We start from the raw sequence: 17,912 nt of genomic DNA, 5'->3' as shown, positions 1-17,912 counted from the left end.
CTCCTTTTCGCAGGCTGAGGGGTCGGGACAGGTGAAAGAAGAAATTGCGCCACCGGAGAATTCATCGACGCACGGGCACGACGGCGCTATCTGTCGGCGCGGACTCGTGCCATGTCGTCTCCCGCTTTCCGCTCGTGACCGGAAAAACTCGTGACCTGGGCAATTCAACCGCATCAAGATCACGCATGGCGGGCGACACACCGAACGGCGACACACCGAGCACCGGGCGGTGCCGGGCTTCGCTGCTCGCCGAGGGCGACGAAGGGAAGCGCTTGCGGGAAAAGTTCGCCGAAACCGTCCAGAAGCCTGAAAACCCACCCTTATCCGGCCGAATGACCGCATGCCGAGGGTTCGCTGGAATATCCTGAGCCAGCAAGTTTCGCAGTAGCAGTCGCCGACCACGGGCGACTCGGCCGTCGCCGGGCCCGACTTTCCCGCGACCGCCACAGGAGGGATCACCATGCCGGACAGCCGTTCACAGACCACCACCGGATTACCGACCAAGATCGATACCAGCGTCGCGCACGAAGCGCGCGTCTACGATTATTGGCTCGGTGGAAAGGACAATTACCCGGCTGATCGCGCACTCGGGGACGCCATCGCCCACCATATTCCTGCGATTCGCACGATGGCCCGCGCCAATCGCGCGTTTCTCGGCCGTGCGGTCCACTATCTGACCAGCGAGGCGGGCATCAACCAGTTCCTCGACATCGGCACCGGCATTCCGACCGCGGGCAATACCCATGAAGTGGCGCAGCGGCTCGATCCCGCCGCACGCGTGGTGTATGTCGACAACGATCCCATCGTGCTAGCGCACGCACGCGCCCTGATGGCCAGCAAACCGCAGGGCAAGACCGCGTTCATCCATGCCGACCTGCACGACCCGGCCGCCATCCTGCGCGACGACGCCCTCGGCGCCACTCTCGACCTCGACCAGCCGGTCGCCATCATGCTGGTGGCGATCATGATGTACTTCCGGGACAGCGATCACCCACACGAGATCATCGGAAATCTCCTGGAGGTAGTGCCGTCCGGCAGCTACCTCGTGATCTCCCATCCCACCGCCGATTTCGACGCGCGTGCCATGGCTCGGGTGGTGGCCTCCGCCGAAGAGGCGGGCATCACCTTCTATCCCCGCAGTCGGGCCGAAACCGAATCCCTGTTCGCGGGGACGGAGCTGATCGAGCCGGGTGTCGTTCCCGTGGTCACCTGGCGGCCCAACCCTGGCGAGGACGCCACCGACCCCGAATCCGCCTGGTACTGGGCGGGCGTCGGGCGCAAACCCTGAGTCCGTCGCCCGCGCTGGCACAGTCTCGTTAAAACCTTCTGGCACAGAGCTTTTCGAGACGCGAAAGCACCCGTTCGACCTATTTATCACAGTCGTGATAAATTCGAACCGTGGGACACATCGACGTCAACACGATCTGCTACGGGCTTCCCGACGGTCGCGTCCTCCTGGACGAAGTCTCGTTCCGGGTCAGCGAGGGAGCGAAGGTCGCCTTGATCGGCGCCAACGGCTCCGGCAAGAGCACGCTGCTGCGCATCATCACCGGGGACATCACCCCCGAGGCCGGTTCGGTCACCCGTAGCGGTCGCCTCGGGGTCATGCGGCAGTTCATCGGCCGCGACGGCGCCGATGTTCGCGATCTACTGCTGTCGGTCTCTCCGCCGCGACTGCGCCGGGCCGCCGCGGCAGTCGACCTGGCGGAAGCGAAGATCAAGTCTCGCGACGATACCGAGGCACAACTGGCCTATGCGTCCGCCTTGGCCGAATGGGGCGATGCAGGCGGATACGACGCCGAGGTGCTGTGGGACGTGTGCACCACCAAGGCCCTCGGTATGCCCTTCGACCAATGCATGCGACGTGCGGTACAGACCCTGTCGGGCGGCGAGCAGAAGCGCCTCGTGCTGGAGGCATTGTTGCGTGGGCCCGATGAGGTGCTGGTGCTCGACGAGCCGGACAACTTCCTCGACGTTCCCGGCAAGCGCTGGCTGGAGGACCGCCTGGTCGAGACGCCGAAGAGTGTCTTGTACGTCAGTCACGACCGGGAGTTGCTGGCGCGCACCGCGCAGAGCATCGTCACCATCGAACTGGGCGCGGCAGGCAACACCGCGTGGGTACATCCGGGCGGTTTCGACAGCTACCACCAGGCGCGGGCCGAGCGGTTCGCCCGCCTCGACGAGCTGCGGCGACGGTGGGACGACGAGCACGTCAAGCTCAAAGCGCTGGTCCAGATGTACAAGCAGAAGGCTGCCTACAACTCGGATATGACGTCGCGGTATCGCGCCGCGCAAACGCGGCTCGCACGGTTCCGGGACGCCGGTCCGCCCGAGGCCCAGCCACGCCAGCAGACCGTGACGATGCGGTTGCGCGGCGGGCGCACCGGCAAGCGCGCCCTGGTCTGCGAAAACCTCGAGCTCGCCGGCCTGATGAAGCCGTTCGATCTCGAGGTCTGGTACGGCGATCGAGTCGCCGTACTCGGCTCCAACGGGTCGGGCAAGTCGCACTTTCTGCGCCTGCTCGCAGCGGGCGGCAGCGACCCGGAACCCGAACACGAACCGGTGGGCGATCTGCCGGTCGAACCCGTGCGGCACTCGGGCCGGGCACGGCTCGGCGCTCGGGTTCGTCCGGGGTGGTTCGCCCAAACCCACGGGCGGCCGGACCTTTTCGCTCGCACCCTGGTGTCGATCCTGCATCGCGGCGACGAACACCGGTCCGGCTTGCCGCGTGACGAGGCATCCCGGGCACTTGCCCGCTACGAGCTGGCGGACGCGGCGGAGCAAACGTTCGATTCGCTCTCCGGCGGACAGCAAGCACGGTTCCAGATCCTGCTGCTCGAGCTCGGCGGAGCGACCATGCTCCTGCTGGACGAACCCACCGACAACCTCGACCTCGTCTCCGCCGAAGCCTTGCAGCACGCGTTGAGCACCTTCGAAGGCACCGTTCTCACCGTCACCCATGACCGGTGGTTCGCCCGGGACTTCGATCGCTTCGTCGTCTTCGGCGCCGATGGTTCGGTCTACGAGTCGGCCGAGCCGGTATGGGACGAAGGTCGGGTCGCGCGACACCGTGGCTGAGCCCGCCATCGTTTATCACAGCTGCGATACATTGAGCTGGTGCCCGCACGTATCGACGCCGAACAGCGTCGCCAACACGTCGTCGAAGCAGCGTTCCGGCTGGTAGTCGCCGAAGGCCTGGAGGGGCTGTCGCTGCGTAAGGTCGCTGTCGAATCCGGGTTGAACATCGGGTCGGTACGGCACTACTTCGATGATCATCAGGACCTGCTCGCCGCGGCGGCGACGGAGGTCGGCGACCGGATGGGGCGCAGGCTGGCCCGGCACCCCGTCGCCGCGCTGCGCGGGCTGACCGGCGAACGAGCCGTCGACGCCCTGCAATCGCTGTTGGAAGAATTGCTCCCGGTCGACGAGGAACGGCGCGTCGAATCGATCGTGCTGCTCGAGTTCATCGTCGCCGCCCGGACGAAGCCGGTGTTCCGGCCGGTCACCGAGCAGATGGCCGCCGACCTGCGCCAGGTGGTGACCGACGCGCTGCGCGCCCTCGCCGTCCCCGAACCGGCCGAGGAGGCCGAACGAATCACCGCGATCATGGAGGGCCTCAGCCTCGATGCGGTGACACCGCACGGCTCGCTCGGCGTCGAACGTCTGCGCAAGACGCTTCGCACCCACGTGTGCTCGGTGCTTGCTCCGCCCGCGTGATTCCGGCAGTGCGCCTGGACGTCCGGTTCGGAACCAGGTTGCTGAGCGGGTGATGTTTGACCAGCGTCCGCTCGGCAATCTCGGGTAGAGCGCCTTTAGGCGGACCCGATCACCGTGAGGTGCAGAGATGGTCAACGACGTGGAAAAACGGTGGCGCGATCCACAGACCTTCCGGCGCGCCGCGACCTACGTGCTGTCGATCAACGCAGCGGCGGCCTTCGTCTTCGCGGCGGCCGTGATCTGGACAGCCAATCGCAGCTCCTGTTCCGATTCGGGCACCCTGCTCTGTGACACCGACGCCAAAACCGCCGTCCTCCTCGCGCCGACCGTGATCCTGCTGCTCGGCGGCATCGGCGCCTTCATCGAGACCTACCGTGAGTGGCGGCGCGGCAAACCCTGGCCGATCTGGCAGGGCGCAGGCTGGTTCCTTTTCATGGTGATGCTGGTCTACGTCTCGATCGGCGGCACCGCCATCGCGTCGTAGGCGCGCAGCACGCTAGTCGGCGACTTTGACGACGACCTTGCCGAAGTTACGGCCCTCGAGCATGCCGATGAAGGCTTCAGGGGCCTTGTCGAAGCCTTCGGTGATGTCTTCGAGGTAGCGGACGCGGCCGTCGGCGATCCATTCGGCCATATCGCGGAGGAAGTCGGGGTACAGCTCGCGGACGAACTCGGTTTGGATGAAGCCGCGAATGGTGAGGCTCTTGATCAGGATTCGGCCGTAGAAGGCGGGGAGGCGGTCGGGTCCGGTGGCGGTACCGGCGGCGTTGTAGTTGGCGATGAGACCGCAAACCGGAACGCGCGCATAGGTATTCAGCAACGGGTAGACCGCGTCGGCGACGGCGCCCGCGACGTTTTCGAAGTAGACGTCGATGCCGTCCGGCACCGCCGCCTTCAGCTGCTCGGCGAAGTCGGGGGCGCGGTGGTCGATCGCGGCGTCGAAGCCGAACTCGTCGATCAGGTGCGCACACTTCTTCGGCCCGCCCGCGATGCCGACCGCGCGAGCACCCTTGATCTTGGCGATCTGCCCGACGGCCGAGCCGACCGGGCCGGTGGCGGCGGCGACCACGACGGTTTCCCCTGCGCGCGGCTGACCGATCTTCAGCAGCCCGGAGTACGCCGTAAAGCCGGGCATGCCGAGGACGCCGAGCGCGGTCGAGACCGGCGCTACGTCCGGATCGAGCTTACGCACGCTGGACGCGGGCACCACGTCGTGCGTCTGCCAACCCGAATTGGCGAGCACCACATCGCCTTTCGCGAGCGACGGGTCGCGGGAGTCGACCACCTCGGCCACGGTGCCACCGACCATAACCTCGCCGATCGCGACCGGCTTCGCATAGGACTTCGCGGCGCTCATCCGGCCGCGCATGTACGGGTCAAGGGACAGATACAAGGTTCGCAACAGCACCTGCCCCTCCTCGATCGGCGGCAGCTCTGCGGTCTCGGTGCGGAAGTTCGCCGAGGTAGGCGCACCCTCTGGGCGGGAAGCAAGCACGATTCGTCTCGATTCGACCATGGTTTCGAGCGTAGACCCGTGGCGCGGCGGCGATCGTCCGCGCCCGGTCGGGCTAACGGTGACCCCGCGCCGACCGATAGGCCGGTTGTCGGATGCCACGACACCAGCTCTTCCATGTCGAAGGGAAAAATCGTGAAATCAACAATGAAGCGTGCGGTGCTCGGCGCTGCCGCTGCGAGTTTGCTCACTCTCGCACTCGCGCCCGCTGCCGCCGCCTACCCCGTCGGACCGTGGGGCGTCGAGGGGCCGTGCAAGGGCGTGCAACCGAACGCCTGTCCGTGGAGCCCATCGGACGACGGCCTGACCTGGTCATATAAGGGTCGCTCTTCGCATTACGACAAGCAGGGGAACTTCGTCTGTGGTACCGGAGACACCCCGCTCGACAACCTCTACTGCGACCCGATCATGATCGCGGTCCGCGCCCTGCCGCCACTGCCGATCGGCAAATGGCTGCACCCTGGTAGCTGAGCCAGTCGTCATCGGTCAGCGGCAATCCCCTGCCGACTGGCCGGGCTCAGCCCTGTCTCGGATACGACCACCTGCATAGGGAGTTCTCTTGGCACGCTTACGTCGCACCCGCGCCGCACTGACCATGACCACCGCCGGGTTGGCCCTGCTGCTGACCGCGGGCACCGCTGCCGCCCGGCCGATCGGGCCCTTCGATGTCGGCGGCGCTATCGAGGTCGAATACGACCAGGCCGGTGGCGGCGGCGTCTTCGGCGACCCGGTCATCCCCGAATCCGACGCGGGCCGCGGCGGCAAGTACCAAGCCTTCGAACGCAACGCCTCGATCTACTGGCATCCCAGCACCGGAGCTCATCAGATCGGCGGCGCCATCCGCGACAAATGGGGCAACTTCGGCTTCGAGAACGGGTTGCTCGGCTACCCGGTAACCAGGGAAGAGTCGACACCCTCGAAGCCGGGCCGCTACAACCACTTCCAAGGCGGCTCCATCTACTGGTCCATCGGCACTGACGCGCACCAGATCGGCGGCGCGATCCGCGACAAGTGGGGCTCCTACGGCTGGGAGAACAGCCCGCTCGGCTTCCCCATCACCGACGAAGCGCCCGCCAAGAACAACGGCCGCTACAACCTCTTCAACGACGGCGCTATCTACTGGTCCGGCCCCACCGGCGCGCACGTCGTCTGGGGTGCCATTCGCACCACCTGGGAGGCCAGGGCCGGTGTCAACGGCGGCTACGGCTACCCCACCAGTGACGAGTACGACTACCAGGGCGGCAAAGCCCAGGACTTCCAGGGCGGCCGCATCACCTGGCACCCCTGACCCGACCGGGCCGCCTGAACGATCGCCGCGCCCTCGTGCCATCATCGCCTGCAACGCTCAGCCCTGTCTCGTCACCGAGTAACACCTGACTGAGGAGTTTCATTGGCACGCCTTCGTCGTACCTACCGCTTGTCCAGGCCGCGCCGGAGCGCCGCCCTGGCCACGGCAGCGCTGGCCGTCCTGCTCGCCGCGGGAACCGCGGCTGCCCGGCCGATCGGCCCCTTCGAGGTCGGCGGGGCGATCGAGGTCGAATACGACGAGGCAGGCGGTGGCGCCGTGCTCGGTGACCCGACCTCCCCCGAGTCGGACGCCGCCAATGGCGGCAAGTACCAGACCTTCGATCGCAATGCCGCGATCTACTGGCACGCCGACGCCGGCGCGCACCAGATCGGTGGCCCCATCCTGGACAAGTGGCGCGAATTGGGCGCGGAGACCGGCGGGCTGCGCTACCCCGTGACCCGGGAGCAGTCGACACCGTCGAAACCCGGTCGCTTCAACCACTTCCAAGGCGGCTCGATCTATTGGTCGGTGGGCACCGCGGCCCATCAGGTCAGCGGCCTGATCCGCGACAAGTGGTATTCCCTCGGCGCGGAGAACAGCCCACTGGGCTTCCCCATCACCGATGAGGCCGCGGCCAAGGACAACGGCCGCTACAACCTCTTCAACGACGGCACGATCTACTGGTCCCCCCGCACCGGCGCACACGCCGTATGGGGCGCCATCCGAACCAGCTGGGAAGCCCGTGCCGCCGCCAACGGCACCTACGGCTACCCCACCAGCGACGAATACGATTACCAGGGCGGCAAGGCCCAAGACTTCGAGGGTGGCCGAATCACCTGGATTCCCTAGAGAATTCGGCCATCCTCCGGTTTCGCTGAATACTCAAGCGGGCTGGCCCATTTCGCTCGGGAATTCTGGTCTGCCATCGCTGGCGGACACGGTCGGGTAGGCGGCGCGCAGGCGCTGGTGGGCGGCGGGCCCGGCGCCGAGGTGGTCGAGGCCGAGCAGTGCGGCACCGAGAACCGGTGGGGCGACGACTATTCGGGGCTCGGCGAGTGGTGCGGCCTTGGCGAGTCGGGCCAACAGGTTGTCGATGAGCAGCGGCTGCCGGGCGGCGAGCACACCGCCGCCGAGGATCAGCGGGGTCGGCTCGTCCAGTAGGTCCAGTCGGCGCAGGGTGACGAACGCGAGTCGGGTGATTTCGTCGGCTTGCCGGTCGATCAGTTGCAAAGCGGTCGGATCGCCCGCCTCGGCGGTGGTGAACAGCACCCGCACCAGCTCGTGTAGCCGCTGCTCCGCCAGCTGGCCCAGGTGGATCGCCTCGGCGACCGCATTGGCTCCGGCCAGCCCGAAGTAGCTGCCGATGGCGTCGGATAGTGCCGTCGGCTCGCCCCGGCCGTCCTCGGCCCGTGCCGCGTGCCACATGGCTTCCGCGGCCATGCCGCCGCCACCGCCCCAGTCGCCGGTGAGTCGGCCGAGCGCCGGGAAGCGGGCGGTGCGACCGTCCGGCAGCAACCCCACGCAGTTGATCCCCGCACCGCAGACGACCGCGACACCCCGCGGGCTGTCGGTACCCGCGCGCAGCAGCCCGAACGTGTCATTGGTGACGCCAACGCTCACACCCCACGGCCGAGCCGCGATGGCGGCGTGCAGCCGCTGTTCCTCGATCGGCAGATCGACGTTGGCCATGCACGCGCTCACCCGGGTGGTGAGAATCCCCCCTCGGGTGAGTCCCGCTTGCCGGGCCACCGACTCGACCAGCGGTGCGATCCCCTCGATCGCCTGGTCCGCGCCGACCCGATGGGGCTGGAACCCGCCACCGCGCACGCTTCCGAGGACTGTCCCGGTGAGCGTGACCAAGGCGACGTCGGTCTTGCTGTTGCCGGCGTCGATCGCGAGGACGCCGGGAATCTGTTCGTTCTGTGGCAGTTTCATCAGACGCTTCCCCCGCCAGCACTGCACGGTATTTGTCGGCATGGTCAACCCCAACTCAGATATGCGCGATTGTGAGCTATCAACCGGTCGGTCAGCTGCTCGGCGAGTTCCAGCTGACCGACCAGTGGATGGGCTAGTAGTGCGTCGAACACGCGGGCGCGCCCGCCTGCCACCGCGGCTCGCAGGGCGAGCTGCTCATATGCGGTGACGTGTGCGATCAAACCCGCGAAGCGCGGTTCGACGGGACGTTGCGGCAGCGGGCGCACGCCCCGCTGGTCCACGACCGCGGGCACCTCGATCACGGCGTCGTCGGGCAGGAACGGCAGGATGCCATCGTTGCGGGTGTCGACCACCTGGACGCTGCCGCCCGCGGTGCCGAGCAGCGCGGCCAGCAGCTGCACCGCGGCCTCGGAATAGAAAGCGCCACCACGCTTTCCGAGCAATTCCGGCTTGGTGTCCAGGGCCGGGTCGGCATACATTCGCAGCAACTGCTGCTCGATGGCCGCCACCTCGGCGGCCCGTGAGCCCGAGGTCGCGAGCTCCTCGACCACCACGTCGTGTTGATAGAAGTACCGCAGGTAATACGACGGAACGACGCCGAGATGCCGGATCAGCGAAAGCGGAAGGCGCACATCGGCCGCGATCTCCGCGCCGAAGTCGGCCAGCAGTTTGGGCAGCGCTTCGAAACCGGTCTCCGCGCCCGGCTGATCCAGCACAGTGACCCCACGCACCCAGGAGAGGTGGTTGAGGCCGACGTGGTCGAGGCGAATCAGCTCCGGGTCGACGCCCAAGTGCTGGGCGAACTTTCGCTGGAAGCCGATGGCGACGTTGCACAGTCCGACCGCCTTGTGCCCCGCGGCCTGCAGGGCGCGGGTGATGATGCTGACCGGGTTGGTGAAGTCGATGATCCAGGCCTCCGGATTGGCCCGGCGAACGTGTTCGGCAATGTCGAGCACCACCGGAACCGTGCGTAGCGCCTTCGCCAGACCACCGGCTCCGGTGGTTTCCTGACCGACACAACCACATTCGAGCGGCCAGGTCTCGTCCTCGTTCCTGGTTGCCTGCCCGCCCACCCGCAGTTGCAGCAATACGGCATCGACGCCATCGACCCCACCCGCGACCGAGGTGGCGGTGCTGACTCGCGCACTGTGTCCTTGTTTGGCGAAGATCCGGCGCGCCAGTCCGGCGATCAGCTCGAGTCGGTCCGCGGCAGGGTCGATCAGCACCACCTCACCGATCGGGAGGGTGTCGCGCAGGCGGGCGAAGCCGTCGATCAGTTCCGGAGTGTAGGTGGAACCACCGCCGATGATGGCCAATTTCAGTGTGCTCATCAGCCTTTGACCCCTGTCAATGTCACGCCTTCGATAAAGGCCTTCTGGGCGAAGAAGAACAGGACGATCACCGGTGCCATCACCAGCAGGGTGGCGGCCATGGTGAGGTTCCAGTTGGTGTGGTGGGCGCCCTTGAAGGACTCCAGGCCATAGCTGAGCGTCCAGGCGGCCGGGTTCTCACTGGCATAGATCTGCGGCCCGAAGTAGTCGTTCCAGCAATAGAAGAACTGGAACAGCGCGACCGCCGCGATGGCCGGCTTGGCCATCGGCAGCACGATCCGCAGCAGTATCCGCAGCTCGCCGCAGCCGTCGATGCGGGCAGCCTCCAGGTAGTCGTTCGGGATGGTCAGCAAGAACTGCCGGAGCAGGAAGATGGAGAAGGCGTCACCGAAAGCCAGCGGAATGATCAACGGCCACAGCGAGCCGGTGAGATGGAACTGCTTGGCCCAGATCAGGTACATCGGGATGACGGTCACCTGCGGCGGCAGCATCATCATCGAAATGACCGCCATCAGTGCGAGATTGCGGCCCCGGAATCGAAACTTGGCCAGCGCGTAGGCAACCGGGATGCTGGAGAGCAGCGTCAGCGCGGTCCCGGCCGCCGCGTACAGCAGGGTATTGCGCCACCAGGTGAGGAATCCCGGTGTCTCCCAGACCTTCACGTAGTTGTCCCAGTGCCACGAGGCGGGCCAGAGGTCGGTGGTGAGCGCCTGCCGGTCCGACATCACCGAGGTGAGGAAGAGAAACACGAACGGCAGCAGGAACAGCAGTGCGGCCGCGATCGCGAGCGAGTGCACGGCAACCCAATTGAGCGCGTCTCTGCGGCGAGCGCCTCGTGCCTCGACGGTGGGCACGGTAACCGGCACCGGCCGGAGGGTGGTCATGGTCATCGCTCAGTCCTCCTGCAGGAAGCCGGATCTGCGCCGCAGCAGCAGCGAGGTGAAGGCCATGGAAATGGCGAACAGAATCACGGCGATCACGCACGCGGAGCCGATGTCGAAGCGCTGGAAGCCGAGGTTGTAGACCATCTGCGGCAGCGTCCAGGTGGAACCGTGCGGGTAACCGGGCTCGAACGGCTCGCCGGACCCGCCGACCTTGCCGCTGGCAACCTTCCCGGCGACGATGGCCTGCGTGTAGTACTGCATTGTCTGGATCACCCCGGTCACCACGGCGAACAGCACGATCGGAGTGATGTTCGGGAGGGTGACGTACCGGAATCGCTGCCACGGACCCGCACCGTCCAACTCGGCGGCCTCGTACTGCTCCCTGGACACGTCCAGCAGCGCCGCCGTGAAGATGACCATCAGATCGCCGATCCCCCACAGGGCGAGCATGGTCAGCGCGGGCTTGGACCAGTCCGGGTCGGTGAACCAACCCGGTTGCGGCAGACCGACAGTGCCGAGCAGGTGGTTAACCGGTCCGGTGCCCGGGTTCAGCAAGAAGGCGAACGCGATCGTTGCCGCCACCGGCGGAGCGAGGAAGGGCAGATAGAACACCGTGCGGAAGAACCCGAGGCCGGTTTTGATCTTGGTGACCAACAGTCCGATGCCGAGCCCGAAGATCACCCGCAGCGACACCATCACCACGACCAGCCACAGGGTGTTGCCCAGCCCCTGCCAGAAGAACGGGTACTTGTCGAGGACGTAGTTCCAGTTCTTCAGTCCGGTGAAAGTGGGCGCGGTGAACCCGTCGTACCGCATGAAGGAGAAGTAGACGGTGGACAGCAGCGGGTAGGCGAAGAAGAAGCCGAACCCGATCAGCCAGGGCGAGAGAAACGCCAGGGTGCGCAGCGCCCCACGGCGGCGCTTGCGTTTCAGCGCCGCCGGGGCGGTCGTGCTCGACAGTGCCATGGCTACATCACTTCGCCTGCTCGATTGCCTCGTCGATTTCCCGCGCGGTCGCGGCCAAGCCCGCTTGCAGGTCGACCTTGCCCGCCTCGTACTGGTAGCCGAAGTTGCGCAGCGAAAGCTGGTAGGCGCCACCATTGATGCTCGACGGCGTGGTCGAGGAGTGCGGGTTCTTGGCGATGTCGATGAAGGTCCGGAAGTTCGGATCTGCCGTCAGTTCAGGCGAATTCAGTGCCTCGTTCGTGCTGGGCACATTGTGGATGGCGTTGGCGAAGCTCACCACCGCATCGGTGTTGATGGCCAGGTACTTCACCAATTCCCAAGCGGCGGACTGCTTTTGGCTAGTATTGGCTATGCCGATAATGGTGCCGGTCTGGTAACCGCGACCGTAGGTGTGCGCCTGGTCGTCGGGCACCGGGAAAGGTGCGGTGGCCCAGTCGAAGTCCACCGGATTCTCGGCGAGGGAGGCCGTGCGCCATTCGCCGTCGTAGGACATCGCCACCTGGCCGGTGTGGAAGGGATTCTTGGCGCTGAACTCGTCGCCGAAGGTGGTGCGGTACCGCTCGAGCTTGTCGAAGCCGCCGAGCTTGTCGATCAGATTCTTCTGCCAGGTGAACATCGCGGCCACCTTGGGGTCGGTGGCGATATTCGACTTGCCGTTCGCGTCGAAGTAGGTGGCGCCGTACTGGCCGAGGTAGTGCGTGGCGGAGGTCTCGTAGCCGTGAAAGTTCGGCATGAATCCGAGCTGCTTGTAGCTGTCCCCCTCGGCGATCGTCAGCTTGGCCGCGGCATCCTCGAACTCACTGAAAGTCTTTGGCGGCGAGGTGATTCCAGCGGCGGCGAAGGCGGTCTTGTTGTAGTACAGGCCGTAAGCGTCGCCCAGCAGCGGCAGCGCGCACTGATTGCCCTGGAACCGGCTGTACTCGAGCATGGTCGCCGGGAAGGTCTTGGCGGGGTCGATGCCGTCCTTCTGCAAGAAGGGCGCGAGATCGGTCCACACCTTGGCGGAGCAGAATTTGCCGACCTGGTCGGTGGTGAAGGAGGAGATCACGTCCGGCGCGTCCCGGCCACCGACCCGCAGCGCCTGCTCGACCTTGTCGTCGGCGATATTGCCGACCGACTTCACCCGAATGTTGGGATGCAGCTTCTCGAAAGCGGCGATGTTGTCGTTGATCGCCCGCACCTCGTGCTCCTGGCTCCAGCCGTGCCAGAACGTGATGGTGACGTCCTTGCCTGCGGCGGAACCGTCGTCGCCACCGCTGGAACTCTGCCCGGTACAGGCCGTGACGAAGAGAGCGGCAGTGGCGCATGCGGTGAGGGCGGCGAGGGTGCGGAGTGTTGTTCTGCGCATGTGACGGTTCTCCTCGGTACTGCTCGGTGTGCGGCGGATCAATGAGTCGAGAACACCACGTCCCTCGTGGTAGCCAGGGCGCGTTCCAGCGCTCCGTGCAGCACCGGCGATCCCGACAGCGTGCTGGAACGCACCTCGGGGCGCGGGATGGTGAGCTCGGCCAGCGCGTCCTCGACGAGCGCCCGCAGCCGTTCGCCGCCGTTGCACGGCGCCTCACCGGCCAGGATCAGCACCTCGGGGTCGACCACCGAGACGATGGAGGCCAATCCGAGGGCAAGCCTGCCCGCGAACTCGGTCAGGAACGCGTCTCCCCCACCCGGCGTCTCCAAGGCCTCGGTGACCGCCATCGCGGCCGTCGGCGCGGCCAAGCCGTGCTGCCGCGCAAGGGCCAAAACCGCTGGCGCACCGGCCAATTGCTGGAATCCGCCGGAATTCCGCCGGGCCACGTCATGGACGATCGGCGCACCGGGCAGCGGCATGTAGCCGACTTCGCCCGCGCCGTTGTGGAATCCGCAGTGCAAGCGGCCCGCGATCACGATCGCCGCGCCGACGCCGACGCCGGTCCAGAGCAGCACGAAGTCCTCGCAATCCTGGGCAGCGCCGTGCGTCTGCTCGGCGACGGCGGCAAGGTTGACGTCGTTCTCGATGGACACCGTGGCGCCGATCGCCGTCTCCAACGCGGCGACCAGCCGGGGGGCATGCCAGCCCGGCAGGTGCATCGCGTAGCGCAGCTTGCCGGTGGCCGGGTCGATCGCACCGCCGATGCCGATGACCACCTCGCGCAATGCGCCCTCGGCGAGCCCGGCCAGCCCTACCGCCTCGGCGACGGCATCACCCACCCTGGCGATGGTTTGGGCGGCAGGCCAGCCCTTGGTGGACACCTGGTGCTCGGCCAGCGTCGCGCCGGTGATGTCGGCCACGGCGATCCGGATCTGGTTTCTCGTCACATCGAGTCCGGCCACGTACCCGGCCGCCGGATTCACCTGGTACAGCTGCGCGTTCGGGCCGGGGCCGCCTGCCATGGAGGTGCCGACCGGCACGACCAGCCTGGCCGCCTCGAGCCGGGCGAGCAGCTGCGAGGCGGTCGGTTTGGAAAGTCCGGTGAGAGCGCCGATCTGGGTACGGGAGAGCGGGCCGTTGGCGAGCAGCAACTCCAGTGCGGCGCGGTCGTTGATGGCGCGCAGCAGGCTGGGCGTGCCCGCGAGGGTCGGTCGCAGAGTAGCCATGTGATGACCCTCCCTTCGCCCACCGGCGAACACCTGGGTGAACTATTAGGAAAGTTTCCAATTACTTTGAGCTGCGACTTTATGTCCGGTTTGACCGTCTGTCAATCGCTGTTCGGCGTGGCGAAGGCCGTGGCGCGTCCAGGTGCCTTGACCTCAACCACGATTGAGGATCTAGCGTCGTTCCCGTTCGGACGACAGAAGGGACCCCTGCTATGAGAATCCGTGAAGTAGCCATTACCACAACGCATCTCGATGCGGTGGCCGAGTTCTATCGGGACACGCTGCAACTTCCCGTCGCGGCCGAGCCCGACCGCGTGACGGTGGATATCGGCCTCAGCAAGCTCGTCGTAACCCGCGGAGCCCCGCACGAGGGCGGGCACCATCTGGCATTCGATATCTCCCCCAACGATTTCGACCGCACCCGGCACTGGTTGAGCGAACGGGTCGACCCCTTGATGGTCAATGGCTCCGACACCATCGACGGCCCCCCTGGCTGGGATTCACGCTCGGTCTACTTCCGCGGCCCGGACAACATACTGCTGGAACTCATTGCCCGACAGGTCCACTCCGCCACCCCAGCCACTCCGGGCGACACTCCCCGGCTGCTGTCGATCAGCGAGGTCGGCGTAGCCGTGCCCGATGTCCAGCAAGCGGTCCGCGACCTCGCCGAATCCTATGGGCTGCAAGCATTCACACCACAGCTGCCGACGTTCACCCCGGTCGGCGATCACGACGGACTGCTGATCCTGGTTGCCCCCGAACGCATCTGGTTCCCCACCGAATCCGACCACCCCACTCACGCACCGGTGACTGTGCACATCGATGCGCCCCAGCGAGGCGGAAAGGTCGCGCTCACCGCGAACGCCTACGTCGAAGGGTGATATCGGTTTCGCGTTCCCGGACGCTCAGTCGGCTCGGCCGATGCTGGCCGAGGTGGTCAGCAGTTGTCCGGCGGTCGGGGTGGGTAGATCCGCGGCACCCGGCCCGCGGCGAAGTGCCGAGCGGTGCCGCGCTAGCTGCGCGGCCACGACCAGGACATACGTTGCGATCACGACGAGTGAAGCGGTACCGATTCCCATCAGCAGCACACCCACGACAAACCCTTCTGGCTCATGATTTCTACGGCGCGCTCTGCGCCCGTCGTGCAAGATGCCCCAACTTCGACAGTCCAAACAGGCGATGCCGACAGAGTTCGAGATTGGGTCGGTTGGCAGCGGGTATGCGGCGAATGTCAGCCATTTATCCGATTGTCGGAGGTTAATTATTGTGTCGGAGCAAGGAAGCGGACCACGTGAAGGCGTCGAAGGCGTTGTCGAAGACGTGAAGGGAAAGACCAAGGAAGCTGCTGGCATCGTCACCGGCGATGAGAACCTCAAGGGCGAAGGGCGAGCACAGCAGGACAAGGCCGAGTCCGAACGCGAAGTCGCCCAGAAGGAAGCCGCAGCGGAGAAGGCGCGCGCGGAAGCCAAGGTAGACGAGGCGCGGCAGGCCGGTCATCAGAACCAATAGCAGTACTTCGCACGAGCGGGGTTGATCAGTCGGCGATCGACCCCGCTCGTGCTGTGGCCGTCAGGCCGATTCCCGTTTCTCCAAGCCGACCGCATCGGCCAATTCCGCACGGTGCCGGTGCAATTCGGGGTGATCGGCGCTGAGCTCGCCCATCAGGTCGGCCAGTGCGTCGGCGATGGCATTGAGCTTCTGCTGGACGGCGTCGTCGGAGCGGGACTGAGTGTTCTGCAGCAGCGCCACCAGCAGGAACGTGACGATAGTGGTGGCGGTGTTGATCACCAATTGCCAGGTGTCGATGCTGGGCAAGACCAGGAAGGTCGGCGCCCACACCACTACCAGCAGGACACAGAATACGAAGAAGCCCGCTTTCGAGGTCAGCGTGGCGGTGGTGGTGGCGAAGCGGTCGAAGATGGTCAGCTTGCCTCGCACCTCCGATGGCATCGTTCCCGCTCCGCTGCCAGACCGTGCGGCGTTGTCCTGCATGAACATTCCTTTCCTCGAACCGGCGGCCGCATCACGCGCCCGGTACGAGGGATAGCCACGCTAACTACGCGCAAACAGGGTGCTGGGTCGACGCGGCTCGAGGTCGTCGTGCGGGCGCCCGCACCACAGCGGGCCGCCTAGTTGACACGCGGCGCCGTGCCGCCGGGGAATTCGGCGTGTTGCGCGGCGGCGTATTCGGCCTGGACCTTGTAGTACCGGTCGGTCGGTCCATAGGCGGTGTAGAACACGAAGCCGCGTGCGGTGGGATCGGCGAAGGGTGCGCCGTCGACGAAGCGGGCCAGCACCGGGTGGAGGTGGGTCGGGAAGGTCGATGCAGTGCAGCGCAGCGGGAAGCAGATGCGTTGCATGCGTGGGGAAGTCCAGGAGAACGTGCGGTAGAGGTTGAACGTGCGGCCGAGCAGTGCCAGCTCTTCGTCGGTGGCCGGGACGAAGTCGAGATCGTCCAGGATGGTGGCGATATCGGCCGCGGCGAGGTGGCCGGGCTCGAACACCTGCGAGTACAGGTTCATTGTGCGGGCCGCGAAATCGACTGCCAGGATGCCGATCTGACCGCCGTAGCGGGACAGGTGCGCGGCGTGCGCGCGGGCCGCGTCGGGCATACCGGGGAAGTCGAGTACCCGATCGACGCTGAGCAGTTCGGGAAAGACCAGCCAGACCTTCTGCACACCGCTGGCAAGTGCGAGATCGACACCCGACCGGGCCGGAACCGCGGCACAGATCGCCGTCAGCAACTCCTCCATCGGATGTCCGTCGAAGGTGAGTAGTCCGGCGGTGCGCAGCCTTTCGATCAGCTCACCCGGCTCACCCGGATGCATTACGCGAGTGTTGACCTCGCGCTCGGGCACCGGATGTGTGGTGGTGCGCACCCCGACCACGGAGTTGGTCCACAGATCGGCCAGCGTCGTCAGCACCGGATCCACCACCGCCGGGTCATAACGAACCTCGGCCAGACGGGCATACTCCCGCAAATCGTGCCGGAATTGGTCGAGCGTCACGCCGACGAATGTGCCCATGAGTCACCTCGAATACCAACCGCCACAGGCGGTCCGCGCCGCCGATGGCTGAGGAACAGTTAGACCAACATGAAGCTCTGGCTCAGGATAGCCCCGTACCCCGCGCCGGAGCCGAGGTTCTCGCCACTTCGGGTCCGACGATGCCCTCCCGGAGGTCGCTGGGGACGCGAACGCCCCGATCCCATTACGGGTCGATACGTCGAGTCCAACTCGGTATTCGCTCAGCCGTCCTCGATGCCGGAGGCAGGCGAGGTGGTGAGCTCGTCATCGTTCAACCCGGACGTGGCCATCGCCGCAGGTTGATCGGCGAGCCGATCGCCGACCGGTTGTAGTTAGTCCGCGGTGGGCAGGCCCTTCGCGGCGTCGGGTGTCAGGAACTCAACCCGGTGTGCAGCGATGTACTCGTCACGTTGGGCCAGAAATTGGCGGGTATGCGGCTGCCGCTCATGCTCATCGAACGCCTCACGGTCGCGGTACACCTCGTAAAAGATCCGCGAGAGGGGCTCGCCCTCAACAGCGTGGGTCACGTAAACGAGTGTGCCGGGCTCGTATTCAGCGATGCGCTCAACGGTCTCGGCGACGAGCTTGTCGAAACCCACTGCCCTCTCGGCGTCGATCAGATCGAACTTCACCACGAGTGCAAACATCGACTCACCGTAGCTGATCGGCCAAGTACCG

The 17,912-nt window shown here is 66.1% G+C and carries 20 protein-coding genes; 9 read left to right on the top strand and 11 right to left on the bottom strand.

Annotated elements, in window-relative coordinates; genetic code table 11:
* Nucleotides 1-460: 460 nt before the first annotated feature.
* The 4 genes from KV110_RS19135 (at nt 461) to KV110_RS19120 (ending at nt 4,201) form a co-directional block, all read left to right on the top strand.
* Nucleotides 461-1,288, top strand: a complete 828-nt coding sequence (locus KV110_RS19135) for an SAM-dependent methyltransferase (protein ID WP_218477702.1) — start codon at nt 461-463, stop codon at nt 1,286-1,288.
* Nucleotides 1,289-1,398: 110 nt separating this feature from the next.
* Nucleotides 1,399-3,078 carry an ABC-F family ATP-binding cassette domain-containing protein gene (locus KV110_RS19130; RefSeq protein WP_218477701.1) on the top strand — a complete coding sequence of 560 codons (1,680 nt, stop codon included), beginning with the start codon at nt 1,399-1,401 and terminating at the stop codon, nt 3,076-3,078.
* Nucleotides 3,079-3,117: 39 nt separating this feature from the next.
* On the top strand, nt 3,118-3,717 hold the full coding sequence (locus tag KV110_RS19125) for a TetR/AcrR family transcriptional regulator (RefSeq protein ID WP_218477700.1): 600 nt from the start codon (nt 3,118-3,120) through the stop codon (nt 3,715-3,717).
* A 127-nt stretch (nt 3,718-3,844) separates the two neighbouring features.
* Complete coding sequence (locus tag KV110_RS19120) at nt 3,845-4,201, top strand: hypothetical protein (RefSeq protein ID WP_218477699.1); 357 nt, start codon at nt 3,845-3,847, stop codon at nt 4,199-4,201.
* A gap of 12 nt (nt 4,202-4,213) precedes the next feature.
* Here the strand turns inward: KV110_RS19120 and KV110_RS19115 are convergent, their stop codons facing one another.
* Nucleotides 4,214-5,233: an NADP-dependent oxidoreductase gene (locus KV110_RS19115; protein WP_218477698.1), complete on the bottom strand. Its 1,020-nt coding sequence runs from the start codon at nt 5,231-5,233 to the stop codon at nt 4,214-4,216.
* A 132-nt stretch (nt 5,234-5,365) separates the two neighbouring features.
* Here KV110_RS19115 and KV110_RS19110 point away from each other — a divergent pair, with 132 nt between their 5' ends.
* The 3 genes from KV110_RS19110 to KV110_RS19100 all read left to right on the top strand — a co-directional run bounded on the left by KV110_RS19110 (nt 5,366) and on the right by KV110_RS19100 (nt 7,367).
* Nucleotides 5,366-5,701, top strand: coding sequence for a hypothetical protein (locus KV110_RS19110; protein ID WP_218477697.1), 336 nt, complete (start codon nt 5,366-5,368; stop codon nt 5,699-5,701).
* Between the two features lie 88 nt (nt 5,702-5,789).
* Complete coding sequence (locus tag KV110_RS19105) at nt 5,790-6,518, top strand: LGFP repeat-containing protein (protein WP_246634634.1); 729 nt, start codon at nt 5,790-5,792, stop codon at nt 6,516-6,518.
* A gap of 102 nt (nt 6,519-6,620) precedes the next feature.
* Entirely contained in the window at nt 6,621-7,367 is a 747-nt protein-coding gene (locus KV110_RS19100; RefSeq protein ID WP_246634633.1) for an LGFP repeat-containing protein, read from the top strand.
* A gap of 33 nt (nt 7,368-7,400) precedes the next feature.
* On the opposite strand, the gene KV110_RS19095 is transcribed toward KV110_RS19100, so the two are convergent.
* Genes KV110_RS19095 through KV110_RS19070 form a run of 6 tightly spaced genes read right to left on the bottom strand, consistent with a single transcriptional unit; the run spans nt 7,401 to nt 14,208 of the window.
* Nucleotides 7,401-8,453 (bottom strand): N-acetylglucosamine kinase, encoded by a 1,053-nt coding sequence (locus tag KV110_RS19095; protein WP_246634632.1) that lies wholly within the window; start codon nt 8,451-8,453, stop codon nt 7,401-7,403.
* A gap of 44 nt (nt 8,454-8,497) precedes the next feature.
* Nucleotides 8,498-9,784, bottom strand: a complete 1,287-nt coding sequence (locus KV110_RS19090; protein ID WP_218477695.1) for a 6-phospho-beta-glucosidase — start codon at nt 9,782-9,784, stop codon at nt 8,498-8,500.
* Nucleotides 9,784-10,674 carry a carbohydrate ABC transporter permease gene (locus KV110_RS19085; protein WP_218477694.1) on the bottom strand — a complete coding sequence of 297 codons (891 nt, stop codon included), beginning with the start codon at nt 10,672-10,674 and terminating at the stop codon, nt 9,784-9,786. The genes KV110_RS19090 and KV110_RS19085 overlap by 1 nt, the downstream gene beginning before the upstream one ends.
* A gap of 3 nt (nt 10,675-10,677) precedes the next feature.
* Nucleotides 10,678-11,634 (bottom strand): carbohydrate ABC transporter permease, encoded by a 957-nt coding sequence (locus KV110_RS19080; protein WP_218477693.1) that lies wholly within the window; start codon nt 11,632-11,634, stop codon nt 10,678-10,680.
* A 7-nt stretch (nt 11,635-11,641) separates the two neighbouring features.
* Nucleotides 11,642-12,982 (bottom strand): ABC transporter substrate-binding protein, encoded by a 1,341-nt coding sequence (locus tag KV110_RS19075; RefSeq protein ID WP_218477692.1) that lies wholly within the window; start codon nt 12,980-12,982, stop codon nt 11,642-11,644.
* A 38-nt stretch (nt 12,983-13,020) separates the two neighbouring features.
* Nucleotides 13,021-14,208: an ROK family transcriptional regulator gene (locus KV110_RS19070; protein WP_218477691.1), complete on the bottom strand. Its 1,188-nt coding sequence runs from the start codon at nt 14,206-14,208 to the stop codon at nt 13,021-13,023.
* A 212-nt stretch (nt 14,209-14,420) separates the two neighbouring features.
* Here KV110_RS19070 and KV110_RS19065 point away from each other — a divergent pair, with 212 nt between their 5' ends.
* Nucleotides 14,421-15,089, top strand: coding sequence for a VOC family protein (locus KV110_RS19065; protein WP_218477690.1), 669 nt, complete (start codon nt 14,421-14,423; stop codon nt 15,087-15,089).
* Between the two features lie 24 nt (nt 15,090-15,113).
* Here the strand turns inward: KV110_RS19065 and KV110_RS19060 are convergent, their stop codons facing one another.
* Entirely contained in the window at nt 15,114-15,302 is a 189-nt protein-coding gene (locus tag KV110_RS19060; protein WP_218477688.1) for a hypothetical protein, read from the bottom strand.
* A gap of 172 nt (nt 15,303-15,474) precedes the next feature.
* Between KV110_RS19060 and mbp1 the strand changes: the two genes are divergently transcribed.
* A complete protein-coding gene (gene mbp1, locus KV110_RS19055; protein WP_218478630.1) occupies nt 15,475-15,717 on the top strand; it encodes a microaggregate-binding protein 1 in 243 nt (80 codons plus the stop codon).
* A 60-nt stretch (nt 15,718-15,777) separates the two neighbouring features.
* Here mbp1 and KV110_RS19050 read toward each other — a convergent pair whose 3' ends face one another.
* From KV110_RS19050 to KV110_RS19040, 3 genes are all read right to left on the bottom strand, one after another.
* Complete coding sequence (locus KV110_RS19050; RefSeq protein ID WP_218477687.1) at nt 15,778-16,158, bottom strand: low affinity iron permease family protein; 381 nt, start codon at nt 16,156-16,158, stop codon at nt 15,778-15,780.
* A gap of 179 nt (nt 16,159-16,337) precedes the next feature.
* On the bottom strand, nt 16,338-17,234 hold the full coding sequence (locus KV110_RS19045) for an aromatic prenyltransferase (protein WP_218477685.1): 897 nt from the start codon (nt 17,232-17,234) through the stop codon (nt 16,338-16,340).
* Between the two features lie 332 nt (nt 17,235-17,566).
* Nucleotides 17,567-17,881, bottom strand: coding sequence for a putative quinol monooxygenase (locus KV110_RS19040; protein WP_218477683.1), 315 nt, complete (start codon nt 17,879-17,881; stop codon nt 17,567-17,569).
* Nucleotides 17,882-17,912: the final 31 nt, after the last annotated feature.

It is taken from the genome of Nocardia iowensis (genome assembly GCF_019222765.1).
GTDB lineage: Bacteria > Actinomycetota > Actinomycetes > Mycobacteriales > Mycobacteriaceae > Nocardia > Nocardia iowensis.
Note: the sequence above shows the minus strand (reverse complement) of the source record. Positions and strands in the feature narration are given on the sequence as shown.

Excerpts from the sequence above, each read along its gene's own strand:
- KV110_RS19135 (WP_218477702.1), top strand. The coding sequence starts at position 461 with ATGCCGGACAGCCGTTCACAGACCACCACCGGATTACCGACCAAGATC.
- KV110_RS19120 (WP_218477699.1), top strand. The coding sequence starts at position 3,845 with ATGGTCAACGACGTGGAAAAACGGTGGCGCGATCCACAGACCTTCCGG.
- KV110_RS19115 (WP_218477698.1), bottom strand. The coding sequence starts at position 5,233 with ATGGTCGAATCGAGACGAATCGTGCTTGCTTCCCGCCCAGAGGGTGCG.
- KV110_RS19095 (WP_246634632.1), bottom strand. The coding sequence starts at position 8,453 with ATGAAACTGCCACAGAACGAACAGATTCCCGGCGTCCTCGCGATCGAC.
- KV110_RS19090 (WP_218477695.1), bottom strand. The coding sequence starts at position 9,784 with ATGAGCACACTGAAATTGGCCATCATCGGCGGTGGTTCCACCTACACT.
- KV110_RS19085 (WP_218477694.1), bottom strand. The coding sequence starts at position 10,674 with ATGACCATGACCACCCTCCGGCCGGTGCCGGTTACCGTGCCCACCGTC.
- KV110_RS19080 (WP_218477693.1), bottom strand. The coding sequence starts at position 11,634 with ATGGCACTGTCGAGCACGACCGCCCCGGCGGCGCTGAAACGCAAGCGC.
- KV110_RS19075 (WP_218477692.1), bottom strand. The coding sequence starts at position 12,982 with ATGCGCAGAACAACACTCCGCACCCTCGCCGCCCTCACCGCATGCGCC.
- KV110_RS19070 (WP_218477691.1), bottom strand. The coding sequence starts at position 14,208 with ATGGCTACTCTGCGACCGACCCTCGCGGGCACGCCCAGCCTGCTGCGC.
- KV110_RS19065 (WP_218477690.1), top strand. The coding sequence starts at position 14,421 with ATGAGAATCCGTGAAGTAGCCATTACCACAACGCATCTCGATGCGGTG.
- KV110_RS19050 (WP_218477687.1), bottom strand. The coding sequence starts at position 16,158 with ATGCCATCGGAGGTGCGAGGCAAGCTGACCATCTTCGACCGCTTCGCC.
- KV110_RS19045 (WP_218477685.1), bottom strand. The coding sequence starts at position 17,234 with ATGGGCACATTCGTCGGCGTGACGCTCGACCAATTCCGGCACGATTTG.
- KV110_RS19040 (WP_218477683.1), bottom strand. The coding sequence starts at position 17,881 with ATGTTTGCACTCGTGGTGAAGTTCGATCTGATCGACGCCGAGAGGGCA.